Origin of the sequence: Pseudomonas sp. 203-8 (assembly GCF_020708595.1) — a bacterium.
GTDB lineage: Bacteria > Pseudomonadota > Gammaproteobacteria > Pseudomonadales > Pseudomonadaceae > Pseudomonas > Pseudomonas aeruginosa.
On record NZ_JAJFDF010000007.1, the window covers coordinates 22,096 to 38,770 of the forward strand.

Annotated in this window: 7 protein-coding genes; 2 read left to right on the plus strand and 5 right to left on the minus strand. The window is 68.1% G+C overall.

Going from position 1 to position 16,675, the window contains the following annotated elements; all coding sequences use genetic code 11:
• Nucleotides 1-37: 37 nt before the first annotated feature.
• The 4 genes from LJF27_RS17015 to LJF27_RS17030 are packed head-to-tail and all read right to left on the minus strand — an operon-like array spanning nt 38 to nt 12,797.
• Complete coding sequence (locus LJF27_RS17015) at nt 38-1,225, minus strand: HlyD family efflux transporter periplasmic adaptor subunit (protein ID WP_003102741.1); 1,188 nt, start codon at nt 1,223-1,225, stop codon at nt 38-40.
• Nucleotides 1,215-3,386 (minus strand): type I secretion system permease/ATPase, encoded by a 2,172-nt coding sequence (locus tag LJF27_RS17020; RefSeq protein WP_023116610.1) that lies wholly within the window; start codon nt 3,384-3,386, stop codon nt 1,215-1,217. The genes LJF27_RS17015 and LJF27_RS17020 overlap by 11 nt, the downstream gene beginning before the upstream one ends.
• A complete protein-coding gene (locus tag LJF27_RS17025; RefSeq protein ID WP_003102743.1) occupies nt 3,376-4,653 on the minus strand; it encodes a TolC family protein in 1,278 nt (425 codons plus the stop codon). Before LJF27_RS17025 ends, LJF27_RS17020 begins: the two co-directional genes overlap by 11 nt.
• On the minus strand, nt 4,653-12,797 hold the full coding sequence (locus LJF27_RS17030) for an Ig-like domain-containing protein (protein ID WP_025921187.1): 8,145 nt from the start codon (nt 12,795-12,797) through the stop codon (nt 4,653-4,655). The genes LJF27_RS17025 and LJF27_RS17030 overlap by 1 nt, the downstream gene beginning before the upstream one ends.
• A 500-nt stretch (nt 12,798-13,297) precedes the next feature.
• On the opposite strand from LJF27_RS17030, the gene LJF27_RS17035 reads away from it, so the two are divergent.
• The gene (locus tag LJF27_RS17035) at nt 13,298-14,320 is read left to right on the plus strand and encodes a transporter (RefSeq protein ID WP_023116613.1); all 1,023 of its coding nucleotides are present in this window, start codon (nt 13,298-13,300) and stop codon (nt 14,318-14,320) included.
• Nucleotides 14,321-14,380: 60 nt separating this feature from the next.
• Nucleotides 14,381-15,172, plus strand: a complete 792-nt coding sequence (locus tag LJF27_RS17040; RefSeq protein ID WP_023116614.1) for an EcsC family protein — start codon at nt 14,381-14,383, stop codon at nt 15,170-15,172.
• Between the two features lie 114 nt (nt 15,173-15,286).
• Here the strand turns inward: LJF27_RS17040 and lasA are convergent, their stop codons facing one another.
• Entirely contained in the window at nt 15,287-16,543 is a 1,257-nt protein-coding gene (lasA, locus tag LJF27_RS17045) for an elastinolytic metalloprotease LasA (RefSeq protein WP_003120216.1), read from the minus strand.
• Nucleotides 16,544-16,675 lie beyond the last annotated feature (132 nt).

The following is a 16,675-nucleotide window of genomic DNA, read 5'->3' on the forward strand; positions in this document are numbered from 1 at the left end:
GGCACGTTTCCACCGACCGGGGCCTGTCCTGCACGCCTCAGTAAAGGCGCGCCTTGATCAGCGGCCGCAGCAGGTAGTTGAGCACGCTGCGCTTGCCGCTGAGGATGTCCACCTCGGCGACCATCCCCGGAATGATCGGCAATACCTCCTCGCCGCGCTTCAACTGGCTGCCATCGGTCTTGATCAGCACCTGGTAGTAGGACTCCTTGCCATGCGGGGTGTCCTCCTCGATGGTGTCGGCACTGATCTGCTCCAGGGTGCCCTTGAGGTCGCCGTAGATGGTGTAGTCGTAGGCGGTGATCTTCACCTTGGCCGGCATGCCGGGAACCAGGAAGGCCACGTCGCGCGGCTTGATCTTCGCCTCCACCAGCAGACGCTCCTCTACCGGGATCACTTCCATGATCGGCTCGCCGGGCTGGATCACCCCGCCGCGGGTGTTGATCAGCACGGTGTTCACCCGCCCGCGCACTGGCGACAGGATCTCGGTGCGGCGCAACTGGTCCTGGCGCTGCTGGACGATCGGTTCCAGGGCGCTGAGATCGGCCTTGCGCTGTGCGCGCTCGGTATAGGCATCCTGGAAATAGGTGCTTTTCAGCTCGGTCAGCTTGCCGCTGAGGGTGGCGATGTCCTGGCTCAGCTTGAGCGCCTCCATCTGGCTCACCGCACGCTTGGCCACCAGCGGGCGAACCAGGTCGAGCTGGCTCTGCGCCAGGTGGATCTGCCGCTGGATCGCCTGGGTGCCCTCCACCAGTTTGTCGCGGCGCGACTTGAACAGCTCGCGTTCGGAACGCGCCAGCGGCCCCTCGGGATCGACGTCCGGCGGGAACTCGATGCTCTTCTTGCCTAGCACCTCGGCGTCGAGCCGGGCAATGGCCGCGCGCAGCACGCTGGCCTGGTTCGCCGACTCCTGGAAGTTGGTGAGGAAGCGCGTCTCGTCGAGGCGCACCAGCGGCTGGCCGACTTCCACCAGGTCGCCCTCCTTCACCAGCAGGCGGTCGAGGATGCCGCCCTCCAGGCTCTGGATCTTCTGGATGCGGCTGAACGGCACGACCCGACCGTCGCCGCGGGTCACCTCGTCCAGTTGCGCCCAGGCCGCCCAGCCGATGAACAGCAGCACGCAACCGAGCAGGGTCCAGAGCAGCGGCCGGTAGACCGGGTGGGTAGCCGCCAGCAACGGGTCGGCCAGTTGCCGGCGCAGGGCGGCGGCGTCGCGGTCAGAGTCCATGGTTGCCTCCTTCGGCGGCCTGCGGTGCCTGTACCTGGTTGCCCTGCACCACCTGCTCCAGCGGGCCGTCCATGATCACCCTGCCCTGGCGCAGGACCACCGCACGCTCGACCAGGGCGAGCATGCTTTTCTTGTGGGTGGTGATGACCAGGGTGCGCTTGCCCAACCATTGCTGCAGGTAGTCGATGACCTGTTTCTCGCTGCCCTGGTCGAAGGCCGCGGTCGGCTCGTCGAGCAGCAGGATCGGAGGGTCCTGTAGCAGCACCCGGGCCAGCCCGACGGCCTGGCGCTGGCCGCCGGACAGGCTGGCGTTGCCCTGGATCGGCATGTCCAGCCCCAGCGGGTGGCCGCGGACGAAAGCGCCCAGGCCGACCCCGTCGAGGGTCTCCAGCAGTTCCTCGTCGCCCAGCGCGGCGTTCTCCAGGTTGAGGTTGTCGCGCAGGCTGCCATGGAACAGCGCCACGTCCTGCGGCAGGTAGCCGATACCGCGCTGGCGGTCGGCCGGGTCGATCTGGGTCAGGCTGACGTCGTCCAGCAGCAGGCGTCCCGCCTGCGCGTCGAGCAGGCCGCTGAGCAGGCGCAGCAGGGTCGACTTGCCGGCGCCGTTGCCGCCGAGCAGCGCCACCCGCTCGCCGGCGCGGATGTTCAGGGCCTGCACGTCGACCACCGGCGGGCTGTCGCCGTGGGCCAGGCGCACGCCCTCCAGGCGGTAATGTCCCTGCAGGCGCTCCTTGTGCACGAAGCGCTTGCCCTGGGGTCGCTCCTGCTCGGCGCTCATCAGTTGGTCGAGGCCTTCCATCGCCACCTTGGTGTGCTGCCAGCGACCGAGGATGCCGGCCGCCTGCGACAGCGGTGCGATGGCCCGCGAGGCGAGGATCGAGCAGGCCACCAGGCCGCCGACGGTCATCGCGCCCTCGCTGATCCGATAGACGCCGAAGACCACCACGCCGACGTAGCAGAGCTGCTGGACGATGCTCGCCGAGTAGCTCAGGGTCGAGGCCAGGGTATGGGTCTTCATCGCCGTACCGGCCAGTTCGCCGGTCAGGGTTTCCCACTGGTGCAGGCAGCGGCCTTCGGCGCGGGTCGCCTTGACCGTCTCCAGGTGCTCGAAGGCTTCCAGCAGCACGCCGTTCTTCATCGCCCCTTCGCGCAGGTTCTGCCGCGACAGGTGGCCGAGCAGGCGCTGGGTCAGCAGCCCCGGCAGGATCATCAGCACGCAGGCCACCAGCGGCACCCAGACCACATGGCCGCCGATCACGGCGATGATCAGCAGGAAGATCGCCACGAACGGCAGGTCGCTGATCAGCGCCGCGCTGGACGAGGTAAAGAACTCGCGCACCGACTCGAACTCCCGCACCTGGGTACTGAAGGCGCCCATCGACGCCGGCTTGGCGGCGACCCGGGTGCTCAGCACGCGGGAGAACAGCAGGGTCGAGAGTTGCAGGTCGAGGCGCTTGCCGAGCACGTTGAGCAGGTGGCCGCGCATGATCCGCAGGACACCGTCGAGGACGATCGCCAGGGCCACGCCGCTGGCGAGGATCCACAGGGTGTCGAACGCCGCGTTGGGCACCACGCGGTCGTAGACCTGCATGGCGAACAGTGCCGAGGCGACCGCCAGGACGTTGGCCACCAACGCCGCGGCGGTGACCTCGGCGTAGGAACGCCAGAGCCGCTTGAGCGGGCCGAAGAACCAGTGTTCGGGCAAGGCGCTGGCGTAGTCGCCGACCCGCCCGTCCGGGCGGTAGCGGCACTTGGCGAAGATCGCCGTGCCGCTGTACAGCGCTTCCAGCTCGGCCAGCGGCATCCTCTGGCTTCCGCCGTCGCTCTGCGGTACCAGCACCTCGGCGTGCCCGCCGTCGTTGCCCACCAGCACCAGGGCGCGGCCGTCGTCGAGCAGCAGCAGGGCCGGCAGCAGGTAGCGGTCGATCCGGCGCAACGGCTGGCGGGTGACCTGGGCGGTGATGTCGGCGCGGCGCAACGCGCGGGCCACCAGGTGCAACGGCAGGCGACCGTGCTCCAGCGGCATGCCGTCCACCAGTTCGGCGTCGCCGAGCGGTCGGCCAAGCTGCCGGCAGAGCAGCAACAAGCCCTGGCGCAACGGGTCGACGATGGGGTCGTGGTTGAGGATCACGACGTTATCCGGGGTTTTCTCAGCTTCCATGATTCAGCCGGTTCTCCAATAGCGGACCCAACAGGCCGACTTGCGCGGCCGCCCGATACTCGATGCGCTTGCGTTCGATCCGCAGGTTGATCAGTTGCCGCTCTGCCTCGAACCGCTCGCGCTGCACGTTGAGCAGGTCGATCACGTCGCGCCGGCCAACCTCGAACTGTTCGCGATACAACTCGCCGACCTGCTCCGACTCGGTCACCTGCTGGGTCAGCGACTGTTCCCGCCAGCGCAGCGTGTCGCCGTTGTCGAAGAGGTTCTGCAATTGCCGGCGGATGTCGCGCTGCATCGCGTCGGCGCTCCATTTCGCCGACTCCAGGCGCTGCTGCGCGGCGGTCGGCCGGCGGAAGTTGGAAAGCCCCTGGAAGGTGTCCATGCGGAAGCGCAGGGATACCACCGAGTCGCTTTCCGGATGCCCGCCGATCTCCCGGCGCAGCGCGCTGGCCTCCAGGTTCAGTTGCGGCAGCAGCGACGCCTTGGCCTCGCGGACCTCGGCCTCGGCGACATTGGCGTCCTCCAGGGCCTTGCGCTGCAAAGGCGATTCGCGGATCACCCGCGCCATATCGCTGGCCGCCAGGTAGCGTTGCAGCGACATCGGCTCGGGCTCCACCAGGTCGGCGGGCTCCTGGCCGACCAGGATCGCGTACTGGTTGCGCGCGTCCTGCAGGTTGCCCTTCTCCAGCGACAACTGCTCCTGGGCCCGCGACAGTTCCAGATTGGCGCGATCCAGCTCGCTGCGGTCGGCGTAGCCGTCGCCGCCGCGCGCCTGGGTCATCTCGCGGATGCCGTCGAGGCGCTGGATGTGTTCGCGCACCGCCTCCACCCGGCGCTCCGAGGCAAGCACGTCGAGGTAGGTCTCGACGATATCCAGCGCCGCATCGTCGCGCGCCACCAGCACCGCCTCGGACAGCTTGCGCTGGGTCGCGCTGGCGCTGTCGACCTTGCTCGTTACCCGACCCCAGTCGTACAGCATCTGCGACGCGGTGAGATCGTAGACGATCTCGCCGAAGTCGAACTCCTGCGGCCCCCCGGACATCGTCACGGAGGGGTAGTACCCCCCTTTGGCCATCTCCACCTCGGTGCCTGCACGGTCCGCTTCGGCCATCGCGGATCGTACTTCCGGGTGGATCGCCAGCCCTGCCCTGACCGCCTGGTCGAGGGGCATGGCCGACGCGAACATCGGCAGACCCAGGGAAAGGAGCCAGATGGCTCCCTTCCCATGCCGCCGTCCCTTGCGCGCGTACTGCCTGCGCCCGCGCATCAGACCACGACCTGTACCGTGTTGTCCTCGATCAGCAGGGTGGTACTGCCGAAGGTGTAGACGTCGTAGGTAATGCCGTTGATCAGTTGCGTGGTACCGGTATTCACCGCGCCCACCACGTTCAGGGTGTCGTTGTTCTCGCCGGTGATCTGCAACGTGTTGTTGGCATCGGTGATGGCATCCACCTCCGCCGCGGTCAGGGTCAGCACGCTACCCGAATCGCCCTTGCCGAGGTCGATGCGCTCGAGGTTGCTGAGCGTGCCGACGCCGACGGCGTTGTAGTCGAGGTCGATGCCGTTGGCCAGGACCAGGGTGTCGAACCCGGCGCCGCCATCGATGCTGACGAAATCGGTCGCGGTGATCTGGATGGTGTCGTTGCCGTTGCCGGCCACCACGTGATCGCCGGTGCCCACGTTGAAGATCAGGTCGCTGCCGTCGCCGCCGTTGATGTGCTCCGAACTGCCGTTGGCGCCGGACAGCACGTCGTCGCCGGAAGTACCGTTGACATCGATCTGGCCGATATTGAGCGACAGTCCGTTGGGGGTCAGGGTGATCCCGTAGGCGGCGCTGTCGTTGCCATTGGAGTCGGTGGACACCAGGTTGAACGAGATCTGCGAGCCGAGGTTGAGGATGTCGGTGATGTTCAGCCCCAACTGGGTGAGGATGGTCGGGCTCAGCAGGTTCAGCGAGAAGTTTCCGGACGAATCCGCCTGGATCGGCAGCAATTCGACGTTCAACGCCGGGGTGATGACCCGGATCACCACGCTGGAGTCAGGCTCGGTGGTTCCGCTGAAACCGAAACGCGGGTTCAGCGGGTTGAGGCTGACGTCGAGGCCGAAGTTGCCGATGGTCACCGGTTGCTCGATGCTGGTGCCGACGCCGATGCTCGCCGTGTTGCTCGGGTTGCCGGCCGGGTCGCGTCCGACCACCGACACCTGGGCATTGAGCAACTGGTCCCAACTGAAGTCGATGTCCAGGTCGGTGAGCAGGTTCAGCGACGCCAGCCCGCTGTTGTCGGCGGTCACCGTGGCGGTGGCGGTCACCCCGCCGACGTCGACGGTCACCGTCAACTCGGTCCCTGGCTCCGCCGAGATGGTCAGGATGTTGCCGACCAGGGACAGCACCGGGGTCGCCGGCGGAATGGTGTCGATGGTGAACGGCACCGGGGTCGACGCGGTGCCGCCGTTGATGTCGGCGGTGACGGTCGAGGCGCCCTCCGGGAACGGGCCCATGCCGCCGGGAGGCGTCAGGGTCAGGGTCAGGTTGCCGGCGGCGATGTCGCCGGCGGTGAGGGTATGGCTGACCTCGGCCTCGTAGCCGTTCTGCCCGGCGAACTTGACCGTGACCACCTGGCCGACCTGCATGGTCGGACGGACCGTCACATCGACCTGGATGCCGTCGCCGATCTCCGCGGCGTTGATCCAGGTATCGGCGGCTTCCGGCACGCTGATGGTCGGCGGCGCCAGGTCCGGCGCGTTGATGGTGGCCGGCCCGCTGACGTTGCCGGCGGCGTCCACGGCAACCCCGGCGATCAGTTCGCCGGTGATCAGCGGCGGCGCGAACGGCAGGCTGAAGTTGCCGGCGCCGTCGACGGTGACCGTGATCGGGTTGGCGGTGTCGCCGTTGACCACGATACGCACCTGACTGTTCGGCTCGGCGGTGCCGGTCAGCAGCGCGCCGTCGGCGCTGATGCTCAGCAGCGGAGCGGACGGCGCCACCGAGTCCACCGTGGTGCTGGCCGGACCGCTGGCGTTGCCCGCGGCGTCTTCGGCGACGGCGTTGATCACCGTACCGTTGGCCAGCGGCGTGCCGGGGGTGAAGGTCCAGTTGCCACTGCCGTCGGCGGTGGTCTCGCCGATCGGGTTGCCGTTGCCATCGGTGAGGATCACCTTGGCGCCGACCTCGGCGGTCCCGGTGATCACGCTGCCGTTGCTGGCATTGATCACCGGCGTGGCCGGAGCCACCGTGTCCACCGTGGTGCTGGCCGGGCCGCTGGTATTGCCGGCCGGGTCCTGGGCCACGGCGTTGACCACCGTGCCGTTGGCCAGCGGCGTGCCCGGCGTGAAGCTCCAGTTGCCGCTACCGTCGGCGAGGGTCTGGCCGATCGGGTTGCCATTGCCATCGGTGAGGATCACCCGGACGCCGGGTTCGGCGGTGCCGCTGAGTTCGACACCATTGCTCGGGTCGATCACCGGAGTGGCCGGAGCCACCGCGTCCACCGTGGTGCTGACCGGACCGCTGGTGTTGCCGGCGGCGTCCTGGGCCACCGCGTTGATCACCGTGCCGTTGGTCAGCGGTGTGCCCGGAGTGAAGCTCCAGTTGCCGCTGCCATCGGCGGTGGCCTGCCCTATCGGGTTGCCGCCGCCATCGGTGAGGATCACCGTGGCGCCGGCTTCGGCGGTACCGCTGATCACCGTACCGTTGCTCGGATCGAGCACCGGGGTGGCCGGGGCTACCGAGTCCACCGTGGTGCTGGCCGGGCCGCTGGTGTTGCCGGCGGCGTCCTGGGCCAGCGCATTGATCACCGAGCCGTTGGCCAGCGGCGTGCCGGGCGTGAAGCTCCAGTTGCCGCTGCCGTCGGCGGTGACCTGGCCGATCGGGTTGCCGTTGCCGTCGGTGAGGATCACCGTGGCCCCGGCTTCCGCCGTACCGCTGATGACGACTCCATTGCTCGGATTGATCACCGGCGCCGGCGGGGCGATGGCATCGACGGTGACGCTGGCCGGACCGCTGGTATTGCCGGCCGGGTCCTGGGCCACGGCGTTGATCACGGTGCCGTTGGCCAGCGGGGTGCTCGGGGTGAACGTCCAGTTGCCGCTGCCGTCGGCGGTGGCCTGGCCGATCGGGTTGCCGCCGCCATCGGTGAGGATCACCGTCGCACCGGCTTCCGCGGTACCGGCGATCACGCTGCCGTTGCTCGGGTCGATCACCGGCGCGGCCGGCGCCACCGAGTCCACCGTGGTGCTGGCCGGGCCGCTGGTGTTGCCGGCAGCGTCCTGGGCCACCGCATTGACCACCGTGCCATTGGCCAGCGGCGTGCCGGGCGTGAAGCTCCAGTTGCCGCTGCCATCGGCGGTGACCTGTCCGATCGGGTTGCCGTTGCCGTCGGTGAGGATCACCGTGGCACCAGCCTCGGCGGTACCGGCGATCACGCTACCGTTGCTCGGATCGATCACCGGGGCTGCTGGCGCCAGCGAGTCGACGGTGGCGCTGGTGGGACTGCTGTTGTTGCCGGCGGCGTCCTGGGCCAGCGCATTGATCACCGTGCCATTGGCCAACGGCGTAGCGGGCGTGAAGGCCCAGTTGCCGCTGCCGTCGGCGGTGACCTGGCCGATCGGGTTGCCGTTGCCGTCGGTGAGGATCACCGTGGCCCCGGCTTCCGCCGTACCGCTGATGACGACTCCGTTGCTCGGATCGATCACCGGCGCCGGCGGGGCGATGGCATCGACGGTGACGCTGGCCGGACCGCTGGTGTTGCCGGCTGGGTCCTGGGCCACCGCGTTGATCACGGTGCCGTTGGCCAGCGGGGTGCCCGGGGTGAACGTCCAGTTGCCGCTGCCGTCGGCGGTGGCCTGGCCGATCGGGTTGCCGCCGCCATCGGTGAGGATCACCGTCGCGCCAGCTTCCGCGGTACCGCTTATCTCGGTGCCGTTGCTCGGATCGATCACCGGCGCCGCCGGGGCCACGCCATCCACCGTGATCACCGCCGGCGCACTGTCGACATTGCTTGGGCTGCGCGCCACCACGTTGACCACCGTGCCATCCGGCAGCGGGATGCCTGGAGTGAAGGACCAGTTGCCGCTGCCGTCGGCGGTGACCTGGCCAATCGGGTTGCCGTTGCCATCGGTGATGATGATGGTGTTGCCGGCGTCCGCGGTGCCGCTGATCACCGAGCCGTTGCTCGGATCCACCTGCGGGATCGACGGCAGTGAGGAATCCACCGTCGTGGTAGCGGGAGGGCTGGTATTGCCGGCGGCGTCGCTCGCGGTCACGTTGACCACGGTGCCGTTGGGCAGTTGCGAGCCGGGCGTGAAGCTCCAGTTGCCGCTGCCATCGGCGGTGGTCTGGCCGATCGGGTTGCCGTTGCCGTCGGTCAAGGTCACGGTGCTGCCCGGCTCGGCGGTACCGTTGAGCAGGTTGCCGTTGCTCGGATTGACCACAGGCGTGTTCGGCGCCACCGCGTCCACGGTAGTGCTGCCCTGCGGGCCGGTATTGCCCGCAGGGTCCTGGGCCACGGCGTTGACCACTGTGCCGTTGGCCAGCGGCGTGGCGGGCGTGAAGGTCCAGTTGCCGCTGCCGTCGGCGGTGGTTTCGCCGATCGGGTTGCCGTTGCCGTCGGTGAGGATCACCTTGGCCCCGGCCTCCGCGGTGCCGCTGATGGTCGTGCCGTTGCTCGGATCGATCACCGGCGCCGGCGGCGCCACCGCGTCCACCGTGGTGGCGGCCTGCGGGCCGGTATTGCCGGTCGGGTCGGTGGCCGTGGCGACGATCACCGTGCCGTTGGCCAGCGGCGTGCCCGGCGTGAAGCTCCAGTTGCCGCTGCCGTCGGCGGTGACCTGCCCTATCGGGTTGCCGCCGGCATCGGTGAGGGTCACGGTGGCACCGGCCTCGGCGGTGCCGCTGATGACGACGCCGTTGCTCGGGTTGATCACCGGCGCCGGCGGCGCGCTGGAATCGACGGTCACCGTCGCCGGCGGGCTGCTGTTACCGGCGGCGTCCTCGGCCACCACGTTGACCACAGTACCGTTGGCGATCGGCGTGGACGGGGTGTAGGTCCAGTTGCCGCTGCCGTCGGCGGTGACCTCGGCGATCGGATTGCCGTTGCCGTCGGTGAGGATCACCGTGCTGCCCGGCTCGGCGGTGCCGCTGAGGCTGCTGCCATTGCTCAGGTTGACGGTCGGCGTGGCCGGCGCGATGGCGTCCACGGTGGTGCTGCCCTGGCCGCCGGTATTGCCGGCCGGGTCGGTAGCGGTGGCGTTGACCACGGTTCCATCCGCCAGCGGCGTGGACGGGGTGAAGCTCCAGTTGCCGCTGCCGTCGGCAGTGACCTGCCCGATGGGATTGCCGCTGCCATCGGTCAGGGTCACGGTGGCGCCCGGTTCGGCGGTGCCGCTGATCTCCGCGCCGTTGCTCGGATTGACCACCGGCGCGGCCGGCGCCACCGAGTCCACGGTGGTGCTGGCCGGAGCGCTGGTATTGCCGCTCGGGTCGCTGGCCGTGGCGTTGACCACGGTGCCGTTGGGCAACGGCGTGCCCGGTGTGAAGCTCCAGTTGCCGCTGCCGTCGGCGGTGACCTGGCCAATCGGGTTGCCGTTGCCGTCGGTCAGGGTCACGGTGGCGCCCGGCTCGGCGGTACCGCTGAGCGTGGTGCCGTTGCTCGGGTTGAGCACCGGAGCCGCCGGGGCCTGCGAGTCCACGGTGACGCTGGCGCCCGGGCTGTTGTTGCCGGCGGCGTCCTGGGCCACCACGTTGACCACGGTGCCGTTGGCGATCGGCGTGGACGGGGTGTAGGTCCAGTTGCCGCTGCCGTCGGCGGTGACCTCGGCGATCGGATTGCCGTTGCCGTCGGTGAGGATCACCGTGCTGCCCGGTTCCGCAGTGCCGCTGAGGCTGCTGCCATTGCTCAGGTTGACGGTCGGCGTGGTCGGCGCCACGCCATCGACGGTGGTGCTGCCCTGGCCGCTGGTGTTGCCCGCCGGATCGGTGGCCGTGGCGTTGACCACGGTTCCATCCGCCAGCGGCGTGGACGGGGTGAAGCTCCAGTTGCCGCTGCCGTCGGCGGTGACCTGGCCGATCGGGTTGCCGTTGCCATCGGTCAGAGTCACGCTGCTGCCCGGCTCGGCGGTGCCGCTGAGCGTGGTGCCGTTGCTGGGGTTGATCACTGGCGTGGCCGGGGCTACCGAGTCCACGGTGACACTGCTGCCCGCACTGGTGTTGCCGGAGGCGTCGGTGGCCGTGGCGTTGACCACGGTGCCGTTGGGCAACGGCGTGGTCGGAGTGAAGCTCCAGTTGCCGCTGCCATCGGCGGTGACCTGCCCGATGGGATTGCCGTTGCCATCGGTCAGGGTCACGGTGGCGCCCGGCTCGGCGGTGCCGCTGAGCGTGGTGCCGTTGCTCGGGTTGACCACTGGCGTGGCCGGTGCCACGGCGTCCACGGTGACGCTGGCCGGCGAACTGGCGTTGCCGGACGGGTCGGTAGCCGTGGCGTTGACCACCGTGCCGTTGGGCAACGGCGTGCTCGGGGTGAAGGTCCAGTTGCCGCTGCCGTCGGCGGTGACCTGGCCAATCGGGTTGCCGTTGCCGTCGGTCAGGGTCACGGTAGCGCCCGGCTCGGCGGTGCCGCTGAGGGTCGTACCGTTGCTCGGATCGACGGTGGGCGTGGCCGGCGCGACGGCATCCACGGTAACACTGGCCGGCGGACTGCTGTTGCCGGCGGCATCCCTGGCCACCACGTTGACCACGGTACCGTCCGGCAGCGGGGTGGACGGCGTGAAAGACCAGTTGCCGTTGGCATCGGCGGTGGTCTGGCCGATCGGATTGCCATTGCCGTCGGTCAGGGTCACGCTGCTGCCCGGTTCGGCAGTCCCGCTGAGTTCGCTGCCGTTGCTCGGCTCGACCACCGGCGCGCTCGGCGCCACGCCGTCGACGGTGATGGAGGTCGCCGGGCTGCTGTTGCCGGCGGCGTCCCTGGCCACCACATTGACCACGGTGCCATCCGGCAGTTGGCTACCGGGGGTGAAGCTCCAGTTGCCGTTGGCATCGGCGCTGGTCTGGCCGATCGGATTGCCGTTGCCGTCGGTGATCACGATGGTCACGCCCGCTTCCGCCGTACCACTGAGGACGCTGCCGTTGCTGGCATTGACCTGGGGCGCGTCGGGGAAGTCGGGGGCTTCGGCGGTGACCGGGGTGCTGCTGTTGCCGGCCGGGTCGGTAACGATCACCGTCACCGTCTCGCCATTGGTCAGCGGCGGGTTCAGCGGAACCTCGAAGCTGCCGCCGGGACCGACCACCACGGTGGTGTCCGGCTGGCCGTCGCCGTCAGTGTCGACACCGACGGTGGCGCCCGGCTCTGCGTTGCCGGTGACGCTGCTGCCGTCCGGCGCCACCTGCACGTCGGTGGCCGGCGCCGGGGCGGTGGTGTCCGGCGCCTCGACGGTCACCGGGGTGCTGTTGTTGCCGGCCGGGTCGGTAACGATCACCGTCACCGTCTCGCCATTGGTCAGCGGCGGGTTCAGCGGAACCTCGAAGCTGCCGCCGGGGCCGACCACCACGGTGGTGTCCGGCTGGCCGTCGCCGTCGGTATCGACGCCCACCGTCGAGCCGGGTTCGGCCTTGCCGGTGACGCTGCTGCCGTCCGGCGCCACCTGCACGTCGGTAGCCGGCGCCGGGGCGGTAGTGTCCGGAGCGGTGACCTGGGCCGGCGGGCTGGCGTTGCCAGCCGGGTCGGTGACCACCACGGTGACCGTCTGGCCATTGGTCAGCGGCGGGTTCAGCGGAGCGGTGAAATTGCCGTTGGCATCGGCGATCACGGTGAGGTCCGGCTTGCCGTCGCCATTGGTATCGATGCCGACGCTCGCGCCGGCCTCGGCCTGGCCGCTGATGCTGCTGCCGTCAGGCGCTATCTTCAGGCCGCTGGCCGCCTTCGGCGGAGTGGTGTCCGGGGGCACCGAAGAACCGCCGCCGCCACCGCCGCCGCTGCTGTTGGAAATCGCCACCCCGGCGCCGATGGCCGCCGCACCGACCAGCAGCGCAGTCCCTGCGCTCATGCCACCGAGCACACCGGCGCCGGTCAGCGACTCGAAACCGGCCAGGCTTTCCTGCGGGATGTAGCCGGCCATCAGCGGCCCGTCGGCAGCGACCGGCGGCAGATCTACCGCCACCAGCTTGTCCTTGTCGGCCAGGAACAGTTGGCTTGAAGGCTGGCCTTCCGCATAGAAGTTGGCGATCCGGACGCTTTCCCCGGTCTTCAGCTGGACGATCAGGTCCGAACCGCTCTTCGAGTATCCCGCCACCGACTCCGGTGCGACATCGAGCGCGACATTACTGCTCTGGGAGAGTTTGAGTATCCCGTTTTCCGGAACCTCGACGGCAGCCGCAGAAGAAATACTCTGATCGATAGGGGTAACTTTCGCCTGGATCGACATTTCCGACATTCCTCTTGTCAAGCAGCGACCGAACGGCCGCACCATGTAATCCAGAAATAGCAGCTTTTAAATAAAAGGCGAGTCTGACTTTATATATAACGACTAAGAAAACCCCCATGAAAAATTCAATTTAGATAACCCCTGGAAAACATGCAGCCATTTAGCCATCACACGCCTATCTAATTGATAAACAATATATAATCAAAAAGTTATAATACTTTATAAACAACCCCCATCACCTGGCACGGCAAATCGACTAAATAACCCAGCGGGCAAATATCAGAACTCTACGATGCGTATTTCATAAAAAACCGGGAGAAATGAAATAGCACTTCCCGGCACCTCGTAGTTCGTCGGCGCGAGGCGACGGCAAGACGACCCCGACAGTTCCAACGGAAAGCATCGCCGGGCATCCCGCGAAGCGGCCTTCATCGTCCTGCAATCAAAGCGTCATCGTCACGATGCCAAGTTATCCAACCGATCCTCTCCCGCGAGCGACCATGCATCACGGTATCTCCCCGCCCCAGGACGCCGACCTGTTCGGCCTGATCTACGGTTTCCGTTTCCGCCCCGGCGAAGCGGGGCGGGAAATCGACTCGGTTACCGCCCTCGCCTGCCTGCGGCAGGCTCGCGAGGAGGCGCCGGACGAGTTCCTCTGGCTGCACCTGAACCTCGCCCATGCCGCCTGCGAGCGCTGGATGAAGAAGCATCTGGAACTGCCGGATTATTTCTTCGAAAGCCTGCGCGAGGGGTCGCGCTCGACGCGCATCGAACACGTCGACTCGGCGCTGCTGGCAGTGGTCAACGACGTGGTCTTCAACTTCGGCCTGGTCTCTTCGGACGTCGCCACCCTGTGGGTCTGCGCCCGTGGCCGGCTGCTGGTCAGTGCACGAGCGCAACCGCTGCGCTCGGTGGACAAGCTGCGCTCTTCGGTGAAGCACGGCGAACCTTTCCGTTCGCCCCTGCAGTTGCTGATCCACCTGTTGCGCGACCAGGGCGACGCGCTGACCCAGATCGTCCGCGAAACCAGCGTCGCAGTGGACCGCATCGAGGACCAGCTACTGGCCCTGCGCCTCTCCGCCAACCGCGCCGACCTCGGCGCCATGCGGCGCGTGCTGGTACGCCTGCAACGCCTGCTGGCGCTGGAGCCCGGTTCGCTGCTGCGCCTGCTCAACCGACCGCCGGAATGGCTACAGGATGCCGACCTGCGTGAGTTGCGCGAAGCCACCGAGGAGTTCTCCCTGGTGATCAGCGACCTGACCGCCCTGGGCGAACGGATCAAGCTGCTGCAGGAAGAGATCGCGGCCAAGCTCAACGAACAGAACAACCGCATCCTCTTCACCCTGACCATGGTCACGGTGCTGGCCCTGCCGATCAACATCGTCGCCGGCTTCTTCGGCATGAACGTCGGCGGGATTCCCTTCGCCGACGATCCTGAAGGCTTCTGGATCATGCTCGTGCTGGTCGCCAGCTTCACCTTCCTCGCCGGCCGCTGGGCCTTCCGCAAGCGCGGCGACTATTGAGCGTGGACAACGCCGGCGGACAGTGGTTAGGTTGACCGACCACCGTCAGCCGGACCTTCCATGAGCCTTTCCCCCGCCGATCTCAAGCAACTCCAGGCCGCCAAGAACCTGCTGGAAAACCCTGGACTCACCGCGCAACTCACCAGCCTGCTGGGCACGCCGATCGAATACGGCCTGAAGAAGCTGCCACGGAAGGTCAACGAGAAGCTCGGTTCGGTGATCGAGGGAGCGCTGCTGAAAGTCGCCCGCTCGGCCACCGCCACCCTCCAGGAAAACGCCAGCGGTCAGCCGGCGAACCGCCTGCATACCCTCGGCGCCGCCGTTTCCGGTGGCGTCGGCGGCTTCTTCGGGCCGCTGGCGATGCTGGTCGAGGTGCCGGTCACCACCGGCATCATCTTCCGTTCCATCGCCGACATCGCGCGCAGCGAGGGCGAGTCGATCAGGGACATGGACACCCTGATGGCCTGTATCGAAGTCTTCGCCCTCGGCGGCAAATCCGCCTCGGACGACGCGTCGGAGTCCGGCTACTACGCGGTGCGTACGGCGCTGGCCCAGCAGGTCAAGGCGGCCGCCGACTTCCTCGGCAAGGACGCCGGCAGCAAGAAGGCCGCGCCGATGCTCCTGGCCCTGGTGCGCAAGGTCGCCGAGCGCCTGGGCGTGCAGTATTCGGAAAAGCTTGCGGCGCAGATCGTGCCCATCGTCGGTGCCCTCGGCGGCGCGGCGATCAACACGGTGTTCATGAACCATTTCCAGGCCATGGCGCGCGGTCACTTCATCGTCCGCCGCCTGGAACGCCACTACGGCAAGGATGTGGTTCGCGACGCCTACGCCCTGCTGCCCCGGCGCGGCTGAGCATGCCGGCCCACGCGGTCAGCCTGGCGCCGGGCGCGGCGGCAGCGACGCGCCAGCTGTTCAGCGCCGTTTCGCTCGCGGCGGAGCCCGGCTGGAGCCGGGCCCCGCGCCGACTCAGAGCGCCAGGCCGGGGTTGTACAACGGACGGAAAGCGCAATGGGTGGTGCCGGCGCTCTGGTTGTAGAAATAGTAGCGGCGACAGTCGTTGTCGTAGTTGCTGGTGCCGACGTTGATCCGGTACGGACCGAAGCTGGCGCCCTGCAGGGAAACGAAGGCGCCGTTGTAGAGCAGCGAGAAATGCAGGTGCGGTCCGGTGGAGCTGCCACCCTCGCAGAGCGCGGTGTTGATGTTGCCGGCATAGACGCCGAGCTTGGTGTCGGCGCTGACCTGCTGGCCGTTGCTCACCTGGATCTGGTCCATATGGTAGTAGTTGGTGGCCCAGCCGCTGGGGTGGGTCACCCGTACCTGGCAGCGCGACAGCACCCGTACCGTACCGGCGTGGGCGGCGACCACGCTGTAGGTCGCACTGCCCCAGCGCGGCCAGTCGTAGGACGCATCGAAGGACGAGTACGGATAGCCCGAGCCGGTGTTCGAATGCGCTCCGTTGGGCTGCCAGGAATAGCCCTGGCGCCAGGGCAATTGCATCAGGTTGGATGGCGGCGCCAGCGCGGCCTTCGCCTGGAGTTGCCGGGCCACGCGGTTGCGCGGCTGCAAGAGTTCCGCGGCCGGGGTGCCGAACAGGCGCTGGAAGGTCTGCGCGTAGGCGCCGAGCGGATTGCCGCCTTGCACGGCGGAGGCCTTCGCCCCCTCTCGCAACAGACCGAGCAGCGCGGCCGATGCCGCGTTCAGGCCGTCCTCGCCGACGGCCTTGCGCGCAGCCGCCTGGCGCAACTGGTATTCCTCGAAACCGTAGTAGCGCCGCGACAACTGCTGCAACACGTCGCGGACCTGGGCATCGAAGCCGCGTTTCGCCGACAGCCGTCCCAGCGGCGCCGCCAAGGCGCGCTCGTCCGGCGCCCCCAACGGCCCGGATTGCATGACCATCAGGGTCAGCAACACTTTCGGGTTGATGCTGTAGTAGCCGCTCCAGTGCTCCAGGTATTCGCTCTTGTCGCGCAGCGCCGGCGCATTCACCGCCAGGTAGGCCTCGAGGTCGAACGCCTCGGCGTCGCGACCGTAGAGGAACAGGTCGTCATTCAGCGGTAGGGCCACGCTGGGCAGTTGCAACTGGCCGAGTAGCTCCGCCGAATAGCGGAAGGCCGGCAGGCCATCGTCATGGGCATTGGCCGTACCGCCCACGGCGAGCGCCAGCAAGACGAAGAGGAACGGCGAGCGCGGACTCGCCATCGCGCGGGATCTTTTGTGCTGCATGGGTAGCTCCTGGTCATCGAAGGGAAACCTTGAAAGCCAGCAGCCCGGCGACATCGCCTCCGACGGGATAGCCTGGTCCGCTCCGCCGGTATTTCGCCCAGGCCGGGTTGCACGCCGCAGGACCGTGCAACG